The 22671-nt window shown below is 64.9% G+C and carries 20 protein-coding genes and 1 pseudogene; 6 read left to right on the top strand and 15 right to left on the bottom strand.

Annotation, left to right across the window (positions count from 1 at the left end; translation table 11 throughout):
• Positions 1-13 precede the first annotated feature (13 nt).
• Positions 14-964: a phosphatase PAP2 family protein gene (locus YU9_RS47450; RefSeq protein ID WP_027571749.1), complete on the top strand. Its 951-nt coding sequence runs from the start codon at positions 14-16 to the stop codon at positions 962-964.
• Positions 951-1937: a G1 family glutamic endopeptidase gene (locus YU9_RS0104820; RefSeq protein ID WP_027571748.1), complete on the top strand. Its 987-nt coding sequence runs from the start codon at positions 951-953 to the stop codon at positions 1935-1937. The genes YU9_RS47450 and YU9_RS0104820 overlap by 14 nt, the downstream gene beginning before the upstream one ends.
• An 87-nt stretch (positions 1938-2024) precedes the next feature.
• Here YU9_RS0104820 and YU9_RS0104815 read toward each other — a convergent pair whose 3' ends face one another.
• Genes YU9_RS0104815 through YU9_RS0104790 form a run of 6 tightly spaced genes read right to left on the bottom strand, consistent with a single transcriptional unit; the run spans position 2025 to position 8733 of the window.
• The gene (locus tag YU9_RS0104815) at positions 2025-2996 is read right to left on the bottom strand and encodes a tripartite tricarboxylate transporter substrate binding protein (protein ID WP_027571747.1); all 972 of its coding nucleotides are present in this window, start codon (positions 2994-2996) and stop codon (positions 2025-2027) included.
• A gap of 57 nt (positions 2997-3053) precedes the next feature.
• Entirely contained in the window at positions 3054-4184 is a 1131-nt protein-coding gene (locus YU9_RS0104810; RefSeq protein ID WP_027571746.1) for an iron-containing alcohol dehydrogenase, read from the bottom strand.
• A gap of 13 nt (positions 4185-4197) precedes the next feature.
• A complete protein-coding gene (gene pdxA, locus YU9_RS0104805) occupies positions 4198-5235 on the bottom strand; it encodes a 4-hydroxythreonine-4-phosphate dehydrogenase PdxA (RefSeq protein WP_027571745.1) in 1038 nt (345 codons plus the stop codon).
• Complete coding sequence (locus YU9_RS0104800; protein WP_027571744.1) at positions 5232-6338, bottom strand: four-carbon acid sugar kinase family protein; 1107 nt, start codon at positions 6336-6338, stop codon at positions 5232-5234. The genes pdxA and YU9_RS0104800 overlap by 4 nt, the downstream gene beginning before the upstream one ends.
• A 2-nt stretch (positions 6339-6340) precedes the next feature.
• Positions 6341-7780 (bottom strand): FAD-binding oxidoreductase, encoded by a 1440-nt coding sequence (locus YU9_RS0104795; protein ID WP_027571743.1) that lies wholly within the window; start codon positions 7778-7780, stop codon positions 6341-6343.
• 29 nt (positions 7781-7809) lie between these two features.
• On the bottom strand, positions 7810-8733 hold the full coding sequence (locus tag YU9_RS0104790) for a dihydrodipicolinate synthase family protein (RefSeq protein ID WP_027571742.1): 924 nt from the start codon (positions 8731-8733) through the stop codon (positions 7810-7812).
• 119 nt (positions 8734-8852) lie between these two features.
• On the opposite strand from YU9_RS0104790, the gene YU9_RS0104785 reads away from it, so the two are divergent.
• Positions 8853-9686: an IclR family transcriptional regulator gene (locus YU9_RS0104785; protein ID WP_027571741.1), complete on the top strand. Its 834-nt coding sequence runs from the start codon at positions 8853-8855 to the stop codon at positions 9684-9686.
• Positions 9687-9701: 15 nt separating this feature from the next.
• Here YU9_RS0104785 and rnz read toward each other — a convergent pair whose 3' ends face one another.
• The 4 genes from rnz to YU9_RS0104765 are packed head-to-tail and all read right to left on the bottom strand — an operon-like array spanning position 9702 to position 14282.
• On the bottom strand, positions 9702-10604 hold the full coding sequence (gene rnz, locus YU9_RS0104780; protein WP_027571740.1) for a ribonuclease Z: 903 nt from the start codon (positions 10602-10604) through the stop codon (positions 9702-9704).
• A 52-nt stretch (positions 10605-10656) separates the two neighbouring features.
• On the bottom strand, positions 10657-11640 hold the full coding sequence (locus tag YU9_RS0104775) for an antibiotic biosynthesis monooxygenase (RefSeq protein ID WP_027571739.1): 984 nt from the start codon (positions 11638-11640) through the stop codon (positions 10657-10659).
• Positions 11641-11651: 11 nt separating this feature from the next.
• Positions 11652-13049 carry a guanine deaminase gene (guaD, locus tag YU9_RS0104770; protein WP_027571738.1) on the bottom strand — a complete coding sequence of 466 codons (1398 nt, stop codon included), beginning with the start codon at positions 13047-13049 and terminating at the stop codon, positions 11652-11654.
• A 15-nt stretch (positions 13050-13064) separates the two neighbouring features.
• Positions 13065-14282, bottom strand: a complete 1218-nt coding sequence (locus tag YU9_RS0104765; protein ID WP_027571737.1) for a multidrug effflux MFS transporter — start codon at positions 14280-14282, stop codon at positions 13065-13067.
• A gap of 155 nt (positions 14283-14437) precedes the next feature.
• Here YU9_RS0104765 and YU9_RS45445 point away from each other — a divergent pair.
• A pseudogene (locus tag YU9_RS45445) lies at positions 14438-14695 on the top strand (amidase family protein); the annotation flags it as partial.
• Between the two features lie 10 nt (positions 14696-14705).
• Here YU9_RS45445 and YU9_RS0104755 read toward each other — a convergent pair.
• The gene (locus YU9_RS0104755; protein ID WP_027571736.1) at positions 14706-15311 is read right to left on the bottom strand and encodes a TetR/AcrR family transcriptional regulator; all 606 of its coding nucleotides are present in this window, start codon (positions 15309-15311) and stop codon (positions 14706-14708) included.
• Between the two features lie 200 nt (positions 15312-15511).
• On the opposite strand from YU9_RS0104755, the gene YU9_RS0104750 reads away from it, so the two are divergent.
• Both YU9_RS0104750 and YU9_RS0104745 read left to right on the top strand, forming a co-directional pair.
• The gene (locus tag YU9_RS0104750; protein WP_027571735.1) at positions 15512-16753 is read left to right on the top strand and encodes an efflux RND transporter periplasmic adaptor subunit; all 1242 of its coding nucleotides are present in this window, start codon (positions 15512-15514) and stop codon (positions 16751-16753) included.
• Between the two features lie 162 nt (positions 16754-16915).
• On the top strand, positions 16916-20104 hold the full coding sequence (locus YU9_RS0104745) for an efflux RND transporter permease subunit (RefSeq protein ID WP_027571734.1): 3189 nt from the start codon (positions 16916-16918) through the stop codon (positions 20102-20104).
• A gap of 1 nt (position 20105) precedes the next feature.
• On the opposite strand, the gene YU9_RS0104740 is transcribed toward YU9_RS0104745, so the two are convergent.
• From YU9_RS0104740 to YU9_RS0104710, 4 genes are all read right to left on the bottom strand, one after another.
• Positions 20106-20558: a MaoC family dehydratase gene (locus YU9_RS0104740; protein WP_027571733.1), complete on the bottom strand. Its 453-nt coding sequence runs from the start codon at positions 20556-20558 to the stop codon at positions 20106-20108.
• A gap of 388 nt (positions 20559-20946) precedes the next feature.
• Entirely contained in the window at positions 20947-21369 is a 423-nt protein-coding gene (locus tag YU9_RS0104725; protein WP_027571732.1) for a hypothetical protein, read from the bottom strand.
• Between the two features lie 12 nt (positions 21370-21381).
• Positions 21382-21603: a hypothetical protein gene (locus YU9_RS0104720; RefSeq protein ID WP_027571731.1), complete on the bottom strand. Its 222-nt coding sequence runs from the start codon at positions 21601-21603 to the stop codon at positions 21382-21384.
• 222 nt (positions 21604-21825) lie between these two features.
• On the bottom strand, positions 21826-22644 hold the full coding sequence (locus YU9_RS0104710; RefSeq protein ID WP_027571730.1) for a lytic transglycosylase domain-containing protein: 819 nt from the start codon (positions 22642-22644) through the stop codon (positions 21826-21828).
• Between the last annotated feature and the right edge of the window lie 27 nt (positions 22645-22671).

Below are 22671 nucleotides of genomic sequence, written 5' to 3'. Positions count from 1 at the left end.
GGAGGAGGCACACATGGCAGGCGGATACGGCGGATATGGCGGTTACGGCGGCTACGGCGGATATGGCGGCTACGGAGGCTATGGCGGGTATGGAGGCTACGGCGGCAACGCTGGCGGATCAGGCGGCGCCATGTTCAGCGATCGCGTCGATCGCCCGTTCATAAGCGAGCGCGATATCGCCGGCGCCAGATTCAATCCAAGCGGCTTTGGCATGAGGCTGTGGTCGACCCGTTGGTACGCCTGGGTCGTGATGTCCGATCTTGCCAGTCGGGCCGATTGGCTCGACAGGCTCGGCGGATTTGCACTGCTCGGCGCCGGACCAACCCCATGGGCCGGGGTTCTTGACGACGATATCAGCGCGTTGAGAAACATGGCAGTTCATGAGCGCGCCGCGGCCCTCGACGACATCGTATCCGAGGCCGACGAATTCATCAGTAAGTTCCTGCATCTGGTGTCCGCGACGGCGACGACGCATCCGGCGACATCGCGCATGCTGATTGTTGCCGACGCGCTCACGGCATTGATCACGATGCACTACAAGGCTCATTTCAATCGTCCGCGTCCGACCCAGGTCGTCCCCGGCCTCATGTCGCCGATCCAGCACGGCGGGCATGCATCCTTCCCAAGCGGTCACGCTACCCAGGCTCACGTCTTCGCGCGGCTGCTCACGAAAGTCATTCCGCCATCGCTCGGCTTTCCGGTGCCCCCGCCGGCGGCCGCAGGGACAACCACGATCGATAAGTTGCTCGGTGTGCTCGCCGACAGAGTGGCGCGCAATCGCGAAATCGCCGGCCTCCACTATCGCTCGGACACCGTGGCGGGCGTGACACTCGCAGCCGCGATCACTGACAAAATTCTCCTCGATCGAGCGTACCTGCCGAGGTTTGCAAAGCTCATCGACAACGCCAGGCGCGAATGGGCGGACACCGGCGACTTCGCGGGAGGGAAAGATGCCAAAGACTGACGACTACGGCTTGTACGAGGTCGTGCCGGAAGGCTTCAACCTCCTTGAGGCAAGCCCGGACAAGCTCGATCTCTACGGCATTCCGCAAAGGCCGGATGTTCTCACCGAGCCGGAGCTGTTCGAATTTTGGACAGCTCTCGTCTCGCCGCGCTTTTTCGCGAAACAACCGACGTTCAGCACCATCGATCCCCCGTCGCTCGGAGGGGCGCTCGAGTCGATGCTGAATTGGTCGGGGGCGTTGATCTCCACGCCCTGGCCGCAGCGGATCGTTTTCGCAGCAGGCGGATGGAAGGTGCCGGCCGTACAACAGCCGTCCGCGCCGGCGCTGAACACGCACTCCGACGATCCCAAATCGTTGTTATGGGTCGGCCTCGACGGCCGCAACGGCAGGTTGCCCAATACGTCCCTTCCTCAAATCGGCACCGGCCACTGGCCCAACCGCAAGCCAAATCACTTTGCATGGTGGGATTGGTGGCACAACTCGGACGAGAAGGACACGACGCCACAAGCGATTACGGTGATCGACAACCTCCCGATCAAGACTGGCGATGAGATCCTCGCCGGTCTTGCGGTGCAGGTCAGCGGAGACGTTCTGTACTTCATCAAGAACCAGAGCACCGGCCAATTCCGCTCGTTTCTCGCCCGACAGCCGCCCGGAGAGATCGAACCGCTGGGATCATCGGTGGAATGGGTGATGGAGCGGCCGACAGACCCGAGAAGCGGCTACCTGTTTCCGCTTCCTGATTATGGTTCCGTGGATTTCCGCTACTGTGTGGCACGGGCTGCGGACGGAGCGGTCGGGTCAGGGCGCATGATGACGCTCGCCGACAACGCACTGATGATCGAGATGCGTGAGAATTTCGCCAATCCCGAGCGTACCGTCATTGTGTCACGCGCGGCACTAAGGCAGGAGAACGCGAGCGCCCCGATCGGTGTCACATGCACATTCCATGATCCCAATGGCGTGAGCTAGCAATGCGCATTTCGGGCCGGACCGCGCAGAAGCGGCCATCTCGTGATCCGGCCCGTCTCGGCTGCCGAAAGACCAGCAACGCTGCGCCTAGTCCAACTTGATGTTCGCCGCCTCGATCACCTTCTTCCAGCGCGCCGTCTCGGAAGCGATGTAGGCCGAGAACGGCTCGGAATCCACCGCGACCGCGGTCGCACCAAGCTCGGCCATCTTCTGCACTGTCTCCGGCTGCTGCATCAAGGCGCGGATTTCGGCCGAGAGCTTTTCGACGATCGGCTTCGGCGTGCCCGCAGGGACGAAGAAGCCATGCCAGGCCACCGCTTCGAAGCCCGGCAGAAATTCAGCCACCGCCGGGATTTCCGGATCAAAGGTGGCGCGCTTTGGTGTTGCGGTCGCCAGCATCGCGAGCTGGCCGTTTTTCACCTGCGGCAGCAGCAGCGGCACGTTGTCGAAAGCAAGATCGATCTGGCCGCTGAGGAGGTCCGTCAGCATCTGGCTCGAGCCCTTGTAGGGCACATGCACCATTTTGGTGCCGGTCATCTGCTGGAACAGCTCGCCGGCCAGATGTTGCGAGGTGCCGACCCCGGCGGAGCCGAACGAGATCTTGTCGGGGTTCGCCTTCAGATAGGCGATCAGTTCCGGCACGGTGCGCGCCTTGATCTTGTTGGGGTTCACCACGAGCACATTAGGCACGACGCTGATCTGGGCGATCGGCACCAGATCCTTGTCCGGCTGGTAACTCAGCTTCGGGCCGTAGAGCGACGGGTTGATCGCGAGGGCGGAGGTGCTGGCAAGGCCGAGCGTGATGCCATCGGGCGCCGACTTCGCGAGCCGCGTGACGCCGAGGATCGAGCCCGCGCCGCCGACATTCTCGACCACGAAGGGCTTGCCGAATTTCGCCTGCAGATGGTTCGAGACCATGCGCGCGAAGATATCGGCCGTGCCGCCGGCGGCGAAGGGAACGATCACCGTCACCTGCTTGGACGGATAGCCATCCTGCGCTTTCACCGGGGACGTCGCCAGCAGCATGACTGAGGCAAGAACAAGCCACATCGATCTCATCGAAGTTTCCTCTGTTTCACTGTGTTGTTGATTGGTGCCGCGGGCCGCGGGAGACGACTAGAACGCGACCTCGTACATATTGAGGATCGCATCCCGGCTCAAATCGCGCGGATTGTTGTCGAGCAGGCGGCGAATGGCGTGCGCCTCGTCGGCCATCACGCCGAGATCGTTCTTGGGCACGCCGAGCGCGGACAGCCGCATCTCGATGCCGAGATTCTTGCAGAACTCATAGCTGGCATCGAATGCAAGCCCGAGATCATTGCGTTCTGGCAGCCCCAGTGCACCCAGCACGGCGACTGTCTTCTCTTCCATCGCCGGCATGTTGAAAGAGAGCGTGTGCGGGAAGATCACCGCGCAGGCGAGACCGTGCGCAACGTGATGGCGCGTGCCGAGCGGATAGGCCACGGCGTGGCCCGCCGTCGTATTCACCGGCCCGAGGCAATAGCCGCCATAGAGCGAGGCCAGTGACAGCCCGGCGCGCGCCTCGCGGTCGCTGCCGTCAGTGACCGCGCGCTTGAGATAGCGTCCGACCAGCCGTGCGCCTTCGAGCGCATAGAGATCGATCGTCGGATGCGCCTTGCGGCTGGTATAGGCCTCGACGCAATGCGCCAAGGCGTCGACGCCGGTCGCCGCAGTCACTTCCTTCGGCACGGTCAAAGTCAGGTCAGGATCGACGATGGCGATATCGGCCATCATGAAGCGGCTCTGCACCGCCTGCTTGTTCTGGCTGACGGGATCGGTGACGAGCGCACGGGTGCCGGCCTCGCTGCCGGTGCCCGATGTGGTCGGGATCTGCATCAGTGCCACGTTGCGTCCGGCCACCTTCTCGGGCCCGACGATGTCGGCGAATGCTACCTCCTTCGTGCACATCACCGCGACCAGCTTGGCGAGATCCATCGCACTGCCGCCACCGAAGCCGACGACGAGATCGGGCTTGACCTCCTTCGCCATCGCCACCGCCTTCTCGAGATTGGGCAGGTCCGGCTCGGGCTTGACGTCGCCGAACACTTTCACCGCACCCGGCAGCGCCAGAGTGTCGACGCGGCGCGCATTGAACGGGTCGGAGATCACCAGCGGCCGCCTGGCGCCAATCCGCTCGGCGAAGCGCGCCGCGGCGGCGATCGTCCCGTTGCCGAACTCGAGGATGTTGGGACGTTGGATTTCGATAGGTGTGAAGGCGTTGGTCATCGTGCGTTCGATCTCATGATTTGGCTGTGGATGCGCCGGCGGCCAGCCGTTCGGCATAGTCGATCGCCTCGATCAGGCTGTGCTCGTTGGCGATGCCCTTGCCGGCGATGTCGAAGGCGGTGCCGTGATCCACGGAAGTGCGGATGATCGGCAGGCCCAGCGTGATGTTGACGCCGGAGAGCTCCTGCCAGCGGCCGGTCGCCGGATCGACCTGGAAGCCGAGCAGTTTTACGGGGATGTGCCCCTGATCGTGATACATCGCGACCGCGGCATCGAACTGGCCGGCACGCAGCTTGACGAAAATGGTGTCGCCGGGCACCGGGCCGACGACGTCGAGGCCATCGGCGACCGCTTTCGCAATCGTCGGCGCCGACACGTCGATATCCTGCCGGCCGAACAGGCCGCCCTCGCCGGCATGCGGATTGAGCGCGGCGATCGCGATCTTCGGCCTGGCAATGCCGAGCCGGCGCAACGCATCGTTGGTGAGATCGATCACCATGCGCAGCCGCTCCGGCGTCAGGCGCTTCGGCACGTCCTCCAGCGCGACATGGGTCGAGACATGGCTGACGCGCATGTTGCCGTGGGCGAGCAGCATCACCGAGCCGCGCACGCCGGTGAGATGCGCCAGCATCTCGGTGTGGCCAGGGAAATGATAGCCCGCCTTGTTGAGGGCCTCCTTGTTGAGCGGTGCGGTGACGATCGCCGCGGTGCGGCCGGCCTGCGTCAGACGCACGCCCTGCTCGATCGCCTTGTATGCAAAGCGACCGCCATCGGCGCTGAGCACGCCGGGCTTGATCGGATCGCCTTCAACGTCGGCTTGCAGGTAGCAGAGATTGGGCCATTCGCGATCGTCGGCCGTCACCTCCGGGATCGCAACGTCTGCGCCGAGCGCGGCCTTGGCGCCTTCCAGCGCCGCGCCGCTGCCGATGACGAGCAGGCGTAGATCGCCCTTCGCGATCCGCTCCTTCAGCCCGACGCAGGCCTTGACGATGATCTCCGGCCCGATCCCGGCCGGATCGCCCATGGTGATGGCAAGATGACGAGAGGTCATGTCGGACTCTCCATGCTGAGCAGATGATTGTCCCGGAGCAGGTCGCGCCACAGCCCGCTGGGACCGAATGCGCCGGATTTCGAGATGACGTCGACGCCGGACCAGCGCCCGCCTTGCAGGATCGAGCGCGGCAATCCGGGAACGATACGCCCCGTCACCTGGAGCGCATGCGTGCCAAGGGCAATACATGCGGCCTTCAAGGTCTCACCGCCGGCGACGACCAGCGTGCCGGGCGGATCGAGCGCCGCAATCAGCGACGCCATTTCGCGCGCGATCCGCCGCGCCGCTTCAGTGCGTGACAGGCCTTCAGCGAGAGCGAATTTGACCAGTGCCACCCGGTCGTCGCCCAGCTTGCGCTGGACGCGCGTCGCGCCCTCGTCTTCCGCAAGCGCAATCGTCGCCGCGCCGCACGCAGACAGCTGAGAGGCGGTGGCGGGCTGGTCGGAGCCGAACAGCCCCAGCACGGGCAACTTCAATTGGCCCGGCGCATCGGCACGGTGGCTGCGCGCAAGCGCGCCGGCCAACCCGCCGCTTCCGCACCACAGCACGGGCCCCGGCATGCGCCGTGCCATCTCGACGACGCGATCGAGGTCGATGTCACTCTCGGCATCGAATATCTGGACACCACCCTGCGACAGCGTCTCAGCCTGTCCCTGCCGTGCTTCGATGCCGCTCTGTCTCAATTGATCAAGCAAATTGTCGCCGACCCGATGCCACTCGCCTTGCACCGTGCGTGCGAATTGCTGGCCGCCTGCGGTGCGGCGTCCCTGATAATCGAACGCGGGCGCGACCACGCAGGAAGCCCAATGACCGCTGCGCAGACAGGCGCCGAGCTCGGCCGCCCAGGCACCACGCAGGAGGCTGTCGACCTTCTTGTAGGCGATCGTCGCTCCCTGAAGCCGCGGCGCCAACCGTCCCACGATCTCTACGCTCTCGGCCTTCGATCTCTCGCGAGTACCGCTGTCAATCGCGAGGCTGCCGGGGCCGAAGGTCGCGGGTGCTTCCGGCCAGGTGACGTCGAACGGTCCGCATAGGCCGACGAACTCCGCCGCGGTGTCCAGCGCACCGGTCAGATCGTCAGCAAGCAGCCGGACGCTCGTCATTGTCATCTCGCTCCCGCGGAAAAGATCTTACCGGGATTCATCAGGCCATGCGGATCGAGCAATTGCTTGATGTCGCGCATGAGCGCGATGTCGAGTGGATCGGTGACGCGGGCGAGCCGGCTGCGATTGGTGATGCCGATGCCGTGCTCGGCACTGATCGCCCCGCCCTGCGCTGCGGTCTCATCATCGACGATCTCATTGATTTGCGCCACCAGGGCCGCCGTCACATCCGGGTCTTGGCAATGCACCCGATCGATCAGGGCCACGACGTGGATATTGCCGTCGCCGATATGGCCGTGCATCACGACGTTCGCATGCGGCACGGCGGCCTTGATCCGCGCCTCGACATTGTTGACGAAAGCCGCCTGGCGCTCCAGCGGCACCACGCTGTCATGCGATACCACATAGCCGCTGCGCTTGTTGCCCTCGGACACGCTATGCCGGACAGCCCAGATCGCCTTCGCCTGCGCCAGATTGGAGGCCAATATGGCGTCCTCGGCGAGGCCCGCTTCCATGGCATCAGCAAGCACCGCGGCCAGCTGCTCGTTGAGGTCAACGCTTGCGAGGGTGTCGGTCAGCTCGACGATCAGATACCATGGCGCCGTCAGCTCGAACGGAATGGTGACATGCGGCACGGTCGCGGCGATCGCCTCGATCTGCGAGCGCGACATGATCTCGAGGCTCCCGAGCCGGTCGCCGACCGCGCCGCGCAGGCGCTGCATGACCTCGAGCGCCTGCTCGACGCCTTGCAGCTTCAACAGCGCCAGGGCCGAGCTGCGCGGCGGCGCGAACAGCTTCAGCACTGCCGCGGTGACGATGCCGAGCGTGCCCTCCGCGCCGATGAAGAGCTGCTTGAGCGCATAGCCCGTATTGTCCTTGCGCAATGCGCGCAGGCCATTGAAGACGCGGCCATCAGGCAAGACGACCTCCAGCCCGAGCACGAGATCGCGCGTCGGACCGTAGCGCAGCACGGCGGTGCCGCCGGCATTGGTCGAGATGTTGCCGCCGATCTGGCAGGAGCCCTCGGCGCCAAGGCTCAAGGGAAAGTAGCGATCGACGTCCCGCGCAGCGTTCTGCACCTCCGCGAGGATGCAGCCGGCCTCCACCGTGATGGTGTTGGCGAGCGGGCTGACGTCGCGCACGGCCCGCATGCGGTCGAGCCGGATCACGACATTGCCCGCGCGATTGTCGGGCGTCGCCGCCCCGCACATACCGGTGTTGCCGCCCTGCGGCACGATCGCCAGCCGCCTTGCGGCGCAGAATTTCACGACGGCGGCGACCTCGGCGGTCGAGCCGGGCTTCACCACAGCAACGGCGCGACCGTGATAGCGCCCGCGCCAGTCCACCACGTAAGGCTCCTGATCCGGCCCGGACGCGATGACGTACTTGTCGCCGACGATCGCGGCGAGCCCGGCCAACGCATCCTGGAAAGAATCGGACATCGGGTTCGCCTCGTCGTCCGTGGCCGTATCTAGACGGTGGCGGCAGCGAATGCCGCAGCATCCGCAAGCAGCTCTTTCACTTGGGCCGGCGGCAGGGATTCCAACGGCGGCCGCAGGCGCTGCCATCCGGCATGTCCGGTTCGCTCGGCAACGATCGCCTTCAGCGAGGCCATCTGCGGGAAGCGCGAGACCAGCTCGCGCGCCTTCACGATGCGCGCCTGTGCCGCCTTGAGCGCCACATCATCGTCGCTGTCGCGAAAATGCTTGTAGACATAAGCAAGGTCGCGCGCGACGAGATTGGAGGTCGCGGTGATGCAGCCCGCCCCGCCCTTGCGCAGCAGCGGCAGGAGCAGTGGATCTGCCCCGACGAGAACCGAGAAACCCGGAAAGCGCTCGACCATCGCGGTCATGTTGGCGAAGTTGCCGGAGGAATCCTTGATGCCGGTGAAGGTGGCCGGATAGGCCTTGCGCAGCCGCTCGATCAGCGCGTGCGAGATCGGCTGCGCCGACATCTGCGGGATGTGATAGAGCACGACCTTGAGCCTGGCATCGCCGATGCGCTGCACGACTTCGCTGTAGGACGCGTAGATGCCGTCGTCGCTGACGCCCTTGTAGTAGAACGGCGGCAGCATCACCACGGTGTCGACAGCGACCGAGAGCGCGTGACGCGTCAGCGCAATGGTTTCGGTGAGCGCGGCGACGCCCGTTCCGGGGAGAAGCCGCTGCGGCGCGATGCCCGCCGCTACCGCCGCCTCGAGCAGGAACATCCGCTCGGCCGCGGAAAAGGAGTTCGCCTCGCCGGTGGTGCCCAGCAGCGCGATGCCGTCGCAGCCTTCGTCCAGCAGGTAACGGCAATGCGCGACGAAGCGCGCATGATCGGGGGCGAGCTCGGCGTCGAGGGGCGTCAACGCGGCGGAGAACACGCCATGAGGGTGCAGCGATGATGTCGACAAACTTCCTCCGATCGTCAAATCGATATTGTTCGGATTGCGAACATTTGTTATGATCTGTCCCGTTGGTAAGATCAGGCTGCCGCCGCGTCAAGGGCAGCTGTCATGGCGGGCATTCGAGCATGGCAAAGGCTGAGAACAAGGCCGCAAAGCGTAAACCTGAAGCCACACCGACAAATCCAAAGAATTACGTCGCTTCCGTTGGCAAGGCGTTTGCCGTGCTCAAGAGTTTCACCAGCGAGGCCTTCGAGCTCACCCTGAGTGAGATCGCCGCACGGGCCGATCTCGATCGCGGGACAGCGTTCCGGCTGATCCAGACCCTGGTCGAACTCGGATATCTCCAGGCGGTTCCGCAGAGCCGCCGGTTCCGCCTCGGCGTTGCCTGCCTCGATCTCGGCTACACCGTGCTGTCGCACGGATCGCTGCGGACCATCGTCGAGCCGCTGCTGCGCGAGCTCGTGCCTGCGGTCGGCGATGCGGCCTCGCTCGGCATCCTCGACGGCGGCGACGTGGTCTATCTTGCCCGCGTCGGTGCCGGCCTCGATCGCCACAAGATGGATCGGCGGCCGGGCACCCGCATCCCCGCCTACAGCGCTGCGCTCGGCCACGTCATGCTGGCGCATCTGGCGCGCGACGAGCAGATCTCACGGCTTGAGTTGCGCCCCCGTGTAAAGCTGTCGGAGCGAACGCTCACCGACCTCGATGCCCTGCTCGCCCGGCTCGATCAGGTGAAGAAGAAGGGCCATGCCGTCTCCGACGGCGAGAACGCCTATGGCCTGCGCACGCTGGCAACGCCGATCTTCGACGCACAGGGTCTGGTGATCGCCGGATTGAGCGTCACTGTCGATGCGATACGGATGGACATGTCGGCCTTTCGCGATCAGGCGCTGCCGCGGCTGGTGCAGGTGACGAGCCAGGCGCAGGATCTCGCGATCAAGTCGGGATTGTCAAGCTGAGCGCGGTCGCGGCGACTAGATCACGAGGCGGTCGAAATCAGCGGCTACCCGGCTGTTCGGAAAGATCCTTGTCGCCTCCGCCAGGATCTCCTCGTCTTCGTAGCGCCCAGACATGTGGGTCAGCACGAGCTGCCCGACGTTATTCGCGGCCGCAAAGGAAGCCGCCTCCGCCGCGGTGAGATGGCCGTAATTCCGCGCGGTCGGTGCGTCGCGATCGAGGAACGTCGCCTCGATCACCAACATGTCGGCATTGGCAGCGTATTGCGACAGCCCCTCGGTGGTCTCGGTGTCGCCGATCACGACGAGCTTCCTGCCGCCGCTCGGCGGGCTGAGGACGTCTTCCGGATCGTCGGTTCGGTTGGCAAGCACGATCGGTCGGCCCGCGGCCAACTCGCCGCGCAAGGGACCGTCGGGGACACCAAGCGCGACGAGGCGGTCAGGCCGAAGATGACGGCGCGCGGGGCTTTGGAAGACGAAACCAAAACTGTCGGTGTCGCGATGGCGGACCGGAAAACAGTCGATTGTGAATTCATCGGCATCGATGACCCGTCCCGCGGTCAGCGGTGCGAACTTGACCGCGATCGGCGCCCTCCCCGCGCCCCATAGGCCTGCGAGCATGCGGATGATGATGTCGAGCGTTCCCAGTCCGCCGTGAATTGTCATCACGTCGGAGGTCTGCCGCAGGCCCAGGGTCGAGAACAGGCCGGGGATGCCGAGCACGTGATCGAGATGGGCGTGCGTCAGCAGGATGCGGTCGAGCCGCCGAAAGCCGACGCCGCTGCGCAGCAGCTGGCGCTGCGTGCCCTCGCCGCAGTCAATCAGGACACGCTTGCCTGCGGCTTCCACGAGGAGCGCCGGATGGTTGCGCTCCGCTGAGGGAACGCTTGCCGATGTCCCAAGAAATGTCAGGGCGAACATGGTCATCGATGTCCAGCGACCGCCCTTCTCCGCGACAATAGGGTGGACGGCCTTACCGTCCCCAATGCCACGCGAGCAGCAGTGCGTACAGGGCCATCGACGCGCCGTAGAGCGCGGCAAGCAGCGCGTAGCCCGCGATCTGGCGACTGATCGTCGCCTTCGGCGTCACCCACCAGTCGAGCGCCCTGAAGGCGGCTGGCACGAGCCACCAGCCAAGCAGCTGGGTGCTGACGAGATTGCCGACGAACAGCGACAGCCAAACCGGCACGCCGTGGCTGTCGATCAGCGGCCTGCCGATGAAATAGCCCCAAAGGTACACCACGGGATAGAGCACCAGGAGGACGATCAGGTTGCTCTTCCAGATCAGGCCCGCGCTTTGCTCCGGCGCCTGCGTCTTCCCCGTCGGGAACCAGAAATTGAAGCCGTAGCTCGCCCGCTTCACATTCATCCCGGCGTTGAAGCGCGCGCCCTCCTCGAGCAGCGTCTGCCGCAACGGCGAGTCGAGCCAGGCATTGAGGTTTGCATCGTTGTCGAACGACAGGATGATGATCCACTCGTCATGCAAGCCGGGAATCGGTCGCTCGATCTTGTGGCGCAGGAAGCCCTTGAACTCGGCTTCGGCGGCCTGGATGCTCTGCTGCCATTTCAGGAACGCATGCTCGAGCCCGTCGGGGACCTTGAAGGAGATGACGGCCGAGACCGCGCTGTCGCGCTGGACGCCGGTGTCGGGCAGGATGTGAACGTCCTCCGAACCGACGAAGAAGCGCTGCACGTCCGCGATCAGCTTCGCCCACACCTCGCTCTGAAGCCAGGCCCGCGCGGCGGCCGGGCTCGCAAAGCGCAGGATCGTCACCCAGTCCACATGCGCGGGCGGCTGTGGCGGTACCACCTCCTGGCCGAGGAAGCCGGGCCAGGCCTTGAGCACCTCGCCGACCTCACCGTTCCATCGCGCGAACGCGGCGAAGCCATCGTCCGCGATGCGGCGCTGGATGACGAGGGCGACCGGCTGGCCGGTTGTGTCAGGAGATGCGCTCATGAGCCGCCGTCTCAACCCTTCTTGTAGAGACGCTTGCCCATCACCCAGGTCTCATCGACGCAGCGGTCGTCGCCGACCATCATGACGGCAAATAGCATGCTCGCGGCCTCGTCCATCGTGCGCGGGCCGGCGCCGTCGGCGATCAGCGACTGGTGCCACGCTTGCGCGATCTGCCCGCCGTTCGGATCGAGTGCGACGAAATCGGCCTCCTTGCCGGGCTCGAAGTTGCCGAGCTTGTCGTCGATGTAGAGGCCTTCGGCGCCGCCGAGCGTGATCGACCAGAAACCGCGATAGGGCGAGAGCTTGTTGCGCTCGGCCTCGGCGATGTCCTTGCGCGCCGGATCGATGCTGCCGTCGAGCAGCGTGTTGTTGCACATGCCGACCTTGTAGGCGTCATCCAGCACGGAGATCATCGAGAAGCGGTTGCCGCCGCCGACGTCGGTGCCGAACGACATCTTCACGCGATGCTCAGGATCGGTGGCGCGGCCGAGCCGGAACAGGCCGCTGCCGAGGAACAGGTTCGAGCACGGGCAGAACACCACCGCCGCGCCCTTCTTCGACATGCGGCGGAACTCATTGTTGGAGAGGTAGACGCCGTGGCCGCCGGAGAACTTTGGACCGACCAGGTCGAACTTCTCGTAGACACCGAGATAGTCCTGGCAGTCCGGATGCTCGACCAGAACGCCGCTGCATTCGGCCGGGTTCTCGGAAATGTGGGTGTTGACCCAGCAATCCGGATGCTCGTGCTTGAGGCGCTGGCACATTCTCAGCAATTCCGGCGAGGCGCCGAAGGCGAAGCGCGGCGTGATGGCGTAGAGGTTGCGGCCCTTGTTGTGGTACTGCGCAATCAGCCGCTTGCTGTCGCGGTAGAAATTCTCGGGGGTATCGATGAAATCGGCCGGCGCGTTGCGATCGATGCCGGTGAGGCCCGCGATGACCCGCATGTTGCGCCGGCTCGCCTCCTCGAACAGCTCTTCGGTCGAGACCGGCGAGGAGCTGGTGAAGGCCTGGCAGGTGGTGGTGCCGGACGCCAGCAGCGCGTCGAGGAAACGCTTCACGCCATCGCGCGCGTAGTTGCGATCCCGGTATTTGAGCTCTTCCGGATAGACCCACTTCTGCAGCCACGGCAGGAGCTGCTCGCCATAGGCCCCCAGCACGCGGGTCTGCGGCAGATGGATGTGGCCGTCGATGAAGCCGGGGACGATGATGCGGTCCTTGATATGGGTGATCTCGACGCCCGGATACGCGGCGGCGATCTTGTCATAAGGGCCGAACGCCTTGATCACACCGTCAGTGACGACCATAAGGCCATCGTGGTGGAAGCGCGCAGCCGCCTGCTCGTTGCCGATATGCTTCCAGGGATCGTCGACGAAGTCGAAGAACGTGCCGCGAATACCAACGGTGGTCATGAGAATTTTCCTTCCTTAAGTCTGTGTGGCGTGGCGTGCCGAAGGCAGCGAGATCGCAAGCAGCGCGCCCGCGACTGCACAAAGGCCGAGATAGAGCCATCCTATTGGCGCCTGCGTCGCTTCAGGCAGCACCGCCGCGACCGCCATGGCGCCGCTCACCGCGAGATAACAGAGCGCGCTGATGAGGCCGCCGATCAAGCCGTGGTCGCGCTCGAACAGGCCGAGCGCCATGCCGTACATCATCGGGCACAGCACGCCGCAACCGCCGAGCACCAGCGCGCCGCCGATCGTGATCGACATGACATCGAGGCCGAGGGTCATGCCTGTCGCGGTCAGGACCACCGCACCGGCAAGAAACAGCGCGAAGGCGCCGAAGCCCAGCATGCGGGCCGGCATGAAGCGCGCGAAATGCGCGCAGCCGAGTTCGCCGGCGAGATTGACGCCGCCAAGGCCGAGCGCCACGAGGCCGTAGATGGCCGCCGAATAGCCGAGGCCGGTCTGGTAGAAGAACGGCGCGACCACGCCGAACGCCAGTTGCGCGCTGGCCGCGGCAGCAAAGACCAGCACGAAGGCCAGGAAGCCCGGACGCACGAGCGCATCGCGCAAGATGCCGGCGGTGCGGCGCGGATCGAACGGCGCGCGCCGCTCGGCCGGCAATGTTTCGGGCAGAAGGAATACGACGATCGTGGCGACGATCGCAGCGGCGATGGCGATGACGACGAAGACACCGCGCCAGGACGTCAGCTCGACGATGAAGCCACCGGCTGCCGGCGCCAGCACTGGCGCAAGCCCCCAGGCCGCACCTAACAGGCCGGAGATCGCGGTGAGCTCGCGGCCGCGAAAGCAATCAGCGGCGACCGCATAGGCGACGACAAGACAGGTGCAGCCGCCGATGCCTTGCAGGAAACGCAAGCCCAGCAGCAGCGAGGCGCTGGTGGCGAATGCACAGGCGATGCTCATCGCGATCAGCACCGACAGCCCTACGAGCAGAACGTTGCGGCGGCCGAGCGTGTCGGAGGCGATGCCGACGGGCACCAGTGCCAGACTCATGCCGAGCATGTAGGCGGTGACGGTGTTCTGCATCGACGCCGCATCGGCGGCGAGATCCACCACCATCTGCGGCAGGCCGGGCGTATAGGCATCGAGCGGAAGCTGGCTGAATGGCACGACACACAACAGGATCGGCACGATCCCACCCTTGGCGCGACGGGCGTCCGAAGCAAGTGCAGTCATGGCTTACGCCCCCTCGATGTTCGCAGGCCCATCTTTTCGTGCGCGCAATGAGAGGCGACGATGCAGGTTGCGGAGCTTGACGCGCGGAGCGTGCCAGAACTGTGTGTAGAAACTCTTAGGAGGTCACGTGGCGATACGGATTCTGACAGCTGAGGCGGCAGCTGGACATCGATGGCAAGCTATACAACCATTCCGATGCGTGCTTCATCTGGGCCGACCCCGCCTCGACCTGCGGATTGCCGGCAACCGTCGTTCCAATCGAGCACACGCCGTCAGGCCTGCCGATCGGCGTCCAGATCATCGGGCCGTATCTGGAGGACCGCACGAGGATCGCGCTGGCTGGGCTGATCGAGCGCGAATTCGGCGGTTTCGTCCCGCCGCCGATACTGCCTTCAACGCAATCCGCGCGATGACAAAAGCTGACTACGTTCTGCCGGCGGACTGCGCCTCGACCGCCTGCACGGCGACGCTCGCAACCTGCCGCAGCGCTTCGCGGTCCGCGCCGGAGGACGCCATCACGCCCATGCCGACCGACACGGCCGAGACGTAGCGCGCGAGTGCGGCAGGATCCGAACTCTCCTTCAGATCGCCCTCCGCCTTGGCGCGGACGAAACGCTCGCGGAGCTGGTCTTCGTTCTGGGCGCGGCGGGCGGCCAGCTCGAACGGGACGTTTTCGGAGCCGGTGCCGCAGGCGATGCCGCCTTGCACGAGCAGGCAGCCGGGCGGATTGGCGGGATCGGTCTGCTTGTCGGCGATGCCCATCAGCATCCGCTCGGCGACGGCGCGGGCAGTCGGCGCTGCCACCACCTCGTCCATCCAGGCGCCGCGCAGCTTGGTGTAGCGGTCGAGCGCGGCCTTCAGCAGGCCTTCCTTGTTGCCGAAGCAGGCGTAGAGGCTGGGCGGGTTGATGCCCATGGCCTCGGTGAGCTGGGCGATGGTCGCGCCCTCATAGCCATGGCGCCAAAACACTTCCATCGCCTGATCCAACGCCATTTCGGCGTCGAATTCGCGGGGGCGTCCCATGCCCATGTACCTACCTCCTCGGAATTCGCGTTCTGCCTGAGGCTTAGCGCCGAATCCTAACTATTTGTTCTAATTCTACTTTCCCAGGGTCTTCCAATTCTTGCGGTATGCCGCTACAATTTTCTTAGTGAACGGTACATAAGTATCTTGCGCTGCGGTATCCAGCTCCACATCTGTAGTGAACACTACATATCTGGAGCGCGCAAATGCACCCCTCCCAAAATACCTCCCGCACCGGCCGTTTCAGCCGCCTTCTGGGTGGCGTCGCCATCGTGGGCGCCCTCGCTGCGGCCGGCTCGATTGCAACCGGCCGCTATTTTCATGCGGCGCAAGCGACCGCACCGGCGGCCGCGGCTGAACAGGCTGTCTCCGTCACCGTCGCGATGATCGAGCCGCGGCAGACCGTGCTGTGGGACGATTTCTCCGGCCGGCTCGAGGCCATCAACCGCGTCGAGCTCCGCCCGCGCGTCGCGGGTGCGATCCTGTCGGCGAACTTCACCGAAGGCGCGCTGGTGAAGGCCGGCGACGTGCTGTTCAAGATTGATCCCGCCCCTTATGCGGCCGAGGTCGACAAGGCTGCGGCCCAGCTCGAGGCTGCGAAGGCCCGGGTCGTTTTCACCCAGAGCGAGCTCGAGCGCGGCGCGCAGCTCGTCGGCAACGCCGTGGTCACCCGGCGCGACTACGACCAGCGCGACAATGCCCATCGTGAAGCTATCGCCAACGTCAAGGCGGCCGAGGCGACGCTCCAGACCGCAAAGCTCAATCTCGACTACACCGAGGTGCGCGCGCCCGTGTACGGCCGCGTCGGCAAGATCGAGGTCACCGTCGGCAATCTCGTCGCCGCCGGCACCGCGTCCCCGGTATTGACCTCGCTGGTCTCGGTCAATCCGATCTATGCCTCGTTCGATGCGGACGAAGAGGTTGTGCTGCGCGCGCTGAACTCGATCGCAGATAGCACCGGCCAACGTGGCAAGCTCGACCAGATTCCGGTCGAGATGACGACCTCGGGCGGCCTCTCGGCCAAGGGCCACATCCAGCTCATCGACAACCAGGTTAACGGCCAGAGCGGCACGATCCGCGTTCGCGCGGTATTCAAGAACGAGGACGGGCGTCTCATCCCCGGCCAGTTCGCCCGCGTGCGCATGGGCCAGCCGAAGCAACAGGCGCTGGTGATGATCGATGAGCGCGCGATCGGCACCGACCAGGACAAGAAGTTCGTGATGGCGGTCAGCGACGACAGCCGCGCGGTCTACCGGCCGGTTACCCTCGGTGGCGCCGTCGACGGGCTTCGCATCGTCACCGCGGGCCTGAAGTCCGGCGACCGCATCGTCGTCAACGGTCTGCAGCGCGTGCGTCCCGGTGGCCTCCTCAAGACGGAGGTGGCAGCGATGGGTGCGCGTGGGCAGCAAGCTTCCAACCACAGCAACCAGGACGTGGTGCAACGTTAAATCAGGTCATTCCGGGGCGCGACGAAGTCGCGAACCCGGAATCTCGAAGTTACCGACTCTGATCACTTCACCTCTGGATTCCGGGTTCGCGCGCGTTGCGCGCGCCCCGGAATGACGGGAGAGCTGTCGGAGAACCGCAGGATATTGCCCAGGGGCAAAGTCATGAATCTCTCAAAATTCTTCATCGATCGTCCGATTTTCGCCGGCGTGCTGTCGGTCCTGATCTTCCTCGCCGGCCTGATTTCGCTGTTCGCGATGCCGATCTCGGAATACCCCGACGTCGTGCCGCCCTCAGTCGTTGTGCGCGCGACCTATCCCGGCGCCAACCCCAAGGTGATTGCCGAAACGGTGGCAACCCCGATCGAAGAGCAGATCAACGGCGTCGAGAACATGCTCTACATGTCGAGCCAGGCGACCACCGACGGCGCCATGACGCTGACGGTGACGTTCCGGCTCGGCACCGACCCCGACAAGGCGACGCAGCTGGTGCAGAACCGCGTGCAGCAGGCCGAGCCGCGCCTGCCCGCCGTGGTGCGCCAGCTCGGCATCATCACCAAGAAGTCGTCGCCCGACCTCACCATGGTCGTGCATCTCTTGTCGCCGAACGGCCGCTACGACATGACGTATTTGCGCAACTATGCCGTGCTCAACGTCAAGGATCGCCTGGCGCGGATCGACGGCGTCGGCGACGTCCAGCTCTATGGCGCCGGCGACTATTCGATGCGGGTCTGGGTCGATCCGCAGAAGGCCGCCGAGCACGGCCTGACCGCGAGCGATATCGTGAGGGCGATCCAGGCGCAGAACGTCGAGGCCGCCGCCGGCGTCGTCGGCTCCTCCCCGAACGTGAAGGGCATCGATCTCCAGCTCTCGGTCAATGCAGAGGGACGGCTTGCGAACGAGGAGCAGTTCGCCGACATCGTGGTCAAGACGGGCGGGCGCGGCGAAGTGGTGCGGCTGCGTGACGTCGCACGCATCGAGCTCGGCGCCTCGGAATACGGCCTGCGCTCGCTGCTGGACAACAAGCAGGCAGTGGCGATCCCGATCTTCCAGGCGCCGGGCTCCAACGCGCTGCAGATCTCCGACAACGTCCGCGCCACGATGGCCGAGATCAAGAAGAACATGCCGGAGGGCGTGTCCTACCAGATCGTCTACGACCCCACCCAATTCGTACGCTCCTCGATCGAAGCCGTCATCCACACGCTGCTGGAAGCGATCGCGCTGGTCGTGCTGGTCGTGATCCTATTCCTGCAGACCTGGCGGGCCTCGATCATTCCGCTGCTCGCCGTGCCCGTGTCGATCGTCGGCACGTTTGCGGTGATGCACGTGTTCGGCTTCTCCATCAATGCGCTCAGCCTGTTTGGCCTGGTGCTCGCCATCGGCATCGTCGTCGACGACGCCATCGTCGTGGTCGAGAACGTCGAGCGCAATATCGAGGCCGGGCTGTCGCCGCGCGATGCCACCTATCAGGCCATGCGCGAAGTGTCGGGCCCGATCATCGCGATTGCGCTGGTGCTGATCGCGGTGTTCGTCCCCCTCGCCTTCATCTCCGGCCTCACCGGGCAGTTCTACAAGCAGTTCGCGCTGACGATCGCGATCTCGACGGTCATCTCCGCCATCAACTCGCTGACGCTGTCGCCGGCCCTGTCGGCGCTGCTGCTCAAGGGATACAACGAGCCGAAGGACAAGCTGACGATCGTCATGGAGAAGAGCCTTGGCTGGTTCTTCCGCCGCTTCAATCGGGCGTTCACCTACTCCTCGGAGAGTTACAGCGGCACCGTCACCAAGGTGATCTCGGGCAAGGCCGCGGTGATGGGCCTCTATGTGGTGCTGGTCGGCCTCACTGCCCTGCTGTTCCAGCAGGTGCCGAGCGGCTTCGTGCCGGGACAGGACAAGCAATATCTGGTCGGCTTCGCCCGCCTGCCCGATGGTGCCACACTCGATCGCAGCGAAGAGGTGATCCGCAACATGAGCGACATCGCGCTGACCCAGCCCGGTGTCGAGAGCTCGGTCGCCTTCCCGGGTTTGTCGATCTCCGGCTTCACCAATTCATCCAATGCCGGCATCGTGTTCTCGACGTTGAAACCGTTTGACGAGCGCAAGGATGCCGCGCTCAGCGGGCCCGCGATCGCGGCCGAGCTGAACAAGAAATATGCCGGCATCCAGGAGGCCTTCATCGCCATGTTCCCGCCGCCGCCGGTCAACGGCCTCGGCACCATCGGCGGCTTCAAGCTGCAGATCGAGGACCGCGCCGGCCTCGGTTATGACGCGCTGAACGAGGCGACAAAAGCATTCATGGCGGCGATGCAGAAAGCGCCTGAGATCGCCGGTGTGTTCTCGAGCTTCCAGGTCAACGTGCCCCAGCTCTTCGCCGACATCGACCGCACCAAGGCGCTTCAGCTGGGCGTGCCCGTGACGGAGGTGTTCAACACGCTGCAGATTTACCTCGGCTCGTACTACGTCAACGACTTCAACAAGTTCGGCCGCACCTACTCCGTCCGAGTCCAGGCTGACGCGCCGTTCCGCGCTCGCGCCGACGACATCAGGCAATTGAAAGTGCGCTCGTCCTCGGGCGACATGGTGCCGCTGTCGGCGCTGCTCAATATCCGCCAGAGCGCGGGGCCCGAGCGCGCCATCCGCTACAACGGCTTCCTGTCATCCGACATCAACGCCGCGGCTGCGCCAGGCTTCTCCTCGGGCCAGGCGCAGGAGGCGGCGACGCGGATCGCGGCGGAGGTGCTGCCGCCCGGCTTTGCCTTCGAATGGACCGACCTGACCTATCAGGAGTTCATCGCCGGCAATTCCGGCATCTGGGTGTTTCCGCTGGCGATCTTGCTGGTGTTCCTGGTGCTGGCCGCGCTCTATGAGAGCCTGACCCTGCCGCTCTCGATCATCATGATCGTGCCGATGGGGTTGCTCGCTGCGATGTTCGGCGTCTGGATCTCCAAGGGCGACAACAATGTCTTCACCCAGATCGGCCTCATCGTGCTCGTCGGGCTGTCCGCCAAGAACGCGATCCTGATCGTCGAATTCGCGCGCGAGCTCGAATTCGCAGGCCGCACGCCGATCCGCGCCGCGATCGAGGCGAGCCGCTTGCGGCTGCGTCCGATCCTGATGACGTCGATGGCGTTCATCATGGGCGTGCTGCCGCTGGTGCTCTCGACCGGTGCCGGCTCGGAGATGCGGCGGGCCATGGGCGTCGCCGTGTTCTCCGGCATGATCGGCGTCACGGTGTTCGGCCTGTTCCTGACACCGGTGTTCTATGTGCTGCTCAGAACCGTCACCGGCATGAAGCCGCTGACGCATCACGGCAGCGACATCAGCGCGGCGCCGGTTCAGGGGCCTGCCGAATGAATCAACGCGAGTCCCGCCGCGGCACGATGGCGATGGGAGTAAAGGTGTAAACTTCCTCGCCGTTCTGGTTGAACATGGTCCATTTCACCAGCGCGACACCCTGCGGCTTCGACTTGGACGGCGTCAGGCTCATGACCTCGCCGACCAGATGCAGGCGGTCGTTGGGCCGCACCGGCATCGTCCAGCGCAGGCCATCGACCCCGGCGCCAATCAGCGGATGCGGGCCGAACGGGCGGGTCTGGATCGCAAGGTTCATGGCGATCGCGGCGGTGTGCCATCCCGAGGCGGCAAGCCCCTTGAACAGGGTCGTCTTGGCGGCCTCGTGATCGAGATGCATCGGCTGCGGATCGAACTCGGCGGCGAAGCGCTTGATGTCGGCCTCGGTGACCAGAACTTCGGGGGACTTGAACCGCATTCCGACGGTGAGATCATCGAACCACTCGACCTGCGCCATGATTCTGCCTCGCAATATAATGCGCCGCTCCCGGGGAGACGGCTTAAACGGCTTGAGCGATAGCGGGATATAGCGGGCCGGCAGCGCACAAACCAGCACAGGGTTCCGCGCGAAACCCCTTTCCCGGTGCGACGAAACACGCCTGAAACAGATGGCCAGTTAAGTGGTTGTCAAAATAAATAAAGGGACGGCCACCATGCAGTTCATTCTCGACCTGATCTACGACTATTCCTGCTGCCAAAACCTCGTTGCCCTGCCGCTGCGGGAGGACGAGCTATGATTGAGCTGATCTCAGCCCTGCTCGCCCTTTGCAGCATCGGCGTCTTCGCGGCGCATGCGTTGGACGCCTACCGCACCACGCACTCCTGACTGCCTTGCCCTTCCCGGCCTAGAAAGGCCGCCGGTAGAAGTGCTCGGAATGCGTGGCCGGCGGAAACCGGTTGGCGAGCGCAAGCGCTCCCCTTTCGTCGGTCTCGAGCGCGATCTTTTGCGCCAGCATCACGTCGCCCGGCACCAGGAAGCCTGACGGGACGAAGCACCACCCCATCGTCGCGTGGCCTTCATCGTCGATCTCGTGGACGTTGGCGGCCGTGCCGTAGTGGATGCGATACGTCCTGCCGGTGTCGCTGCCGACGACGTCGAAATACCGGTGCTGCTCGAACTGCGCGCGCTGCGCCGGCGTCAGCCATTCGGCCAGAAGCCGGCGGCCGCGGGCATCCGGCGTGTTCTCGCCGAAGAAGCGGCGATAGAGTTCACGCAGCGCATGCAGACGCGCACGCGCCGGTGCGCGGAGCCAAACTGCCGCGATCATGAGCGGCTCAGATCAGCCGCCGACCAGGCGGGGAAAGAACAGCGTTTCCTGCGCGGTCGGATCGAACGATCTGATGCGGGTGACTTCGCCGGGCCCGGTTCGAAGAGCCGCGGTAAAGCCGGCTCCGGTCAGCTCCCGAAAGCGCCGTTCGGCTCGCGCCAGCGCTTCGGCATTGCCAGGATCAAACTCGTGGCGCGTATCGCCCGTCTGGTCCATCACGATCTGGGTAGCCATGTTGAGTCTCCTCATGCCCAGCCCTGAACTTGATCAAAGCAAACCTCATGCCGTCGGTTCCCGATGGCAACAACTTTCTCGCGCCGGCGCATCACGCCTTGCTGAGCAGCCGCAAGCGCGATGAGATCGTCATCGCGCTTTAGGCTATTGTTTAAGCATGATCTTTCCCGAAAAACCGCTGCACACTTTTCGCTGGCGCGGCCTTCGGGTCCGGATCATGCTCTAGCGCGAGGCCGCGGCGGCCCCGCCCTCGTCGATCTGCCGGCCCATCAGCGCGATTGCCTTCTGATAGACGCCTGCGGCATTCCAAGCCTCGATGGCGGCGAAATTCGGCTCGCTCGGCTGGTATCCGGCTCCCGCGCGCCAGCCATGGGCTTTGAGGAAATTCGCCGTCGAGTTTAGCGCATTCGCAGCAACTTCGAGATTGCCGGTGCCGTAGGCCAAAATGTTCTTGGGCATGAACTGGGTCTGGCCGACCTCGCCATGCATGGAGCCTCGGGTCGATCCCGACAGCGTGCCGCGGTCGATCAGCTTCAAGGCGGCATAGAGCTGGTCGGTAAAGAATTCGGGACGGCGGCAATCATACGCGAGGGTCGCGATCGACGACAGCATATTCTGGTTGCCGCGCTGACTGCCGAAGCCGGTCTCCATGCCCCAGATCGCGATCAACGGCCCGGGCGGGACGCCATAGCGCTGCTGGATCGAGGCGAACAAGGCGGCCTGCGACTGCTTGAGCTGCCGGCCCTTGGCGACGATGGTGGTGGCGCCGCGCTTGGCCAGGAACTGGTCGAGCGTCAGCGAAAAGCTGCGCTGGCCGCGGTCGGCCGCGATGGTGGCGCTGGCGTAATTGGTCTGCATCAGCGCCGACAGTGCGGTGGGGCCGATGCCCTTGCCCTGCGCCTCCGCGCTGAACTCACGCTTCCAGGCCTCGAAGCCGGCCGGCGAGCTGCCGCATTGCGCGGCCTCGGCGGAGGGTGCCAGGCAGCCGAGCAGCGTCATTGCGCCCAAAACCGCTCCCGCAACAGCCCTGCCCCTGATCATACCCAAGCTCTCCTGTCCTGTACCGTT

Origin of the sequence: Bradyrhizobium sp. WSM1743 (genome assembly GCF_000473065.1) — a bacterium.
Classification (GTDB): Bacteria; Pseudomonadota; Alphaproteobacteria; order Rhizobiales; family Xanthobacteraceae; genus Bradyrhizobium.
The sequence above is the reverse complement of the archived record's forward strand: the minus strand, read 5'-3'. Positions and strand labels throughout refer to the sequence as shown.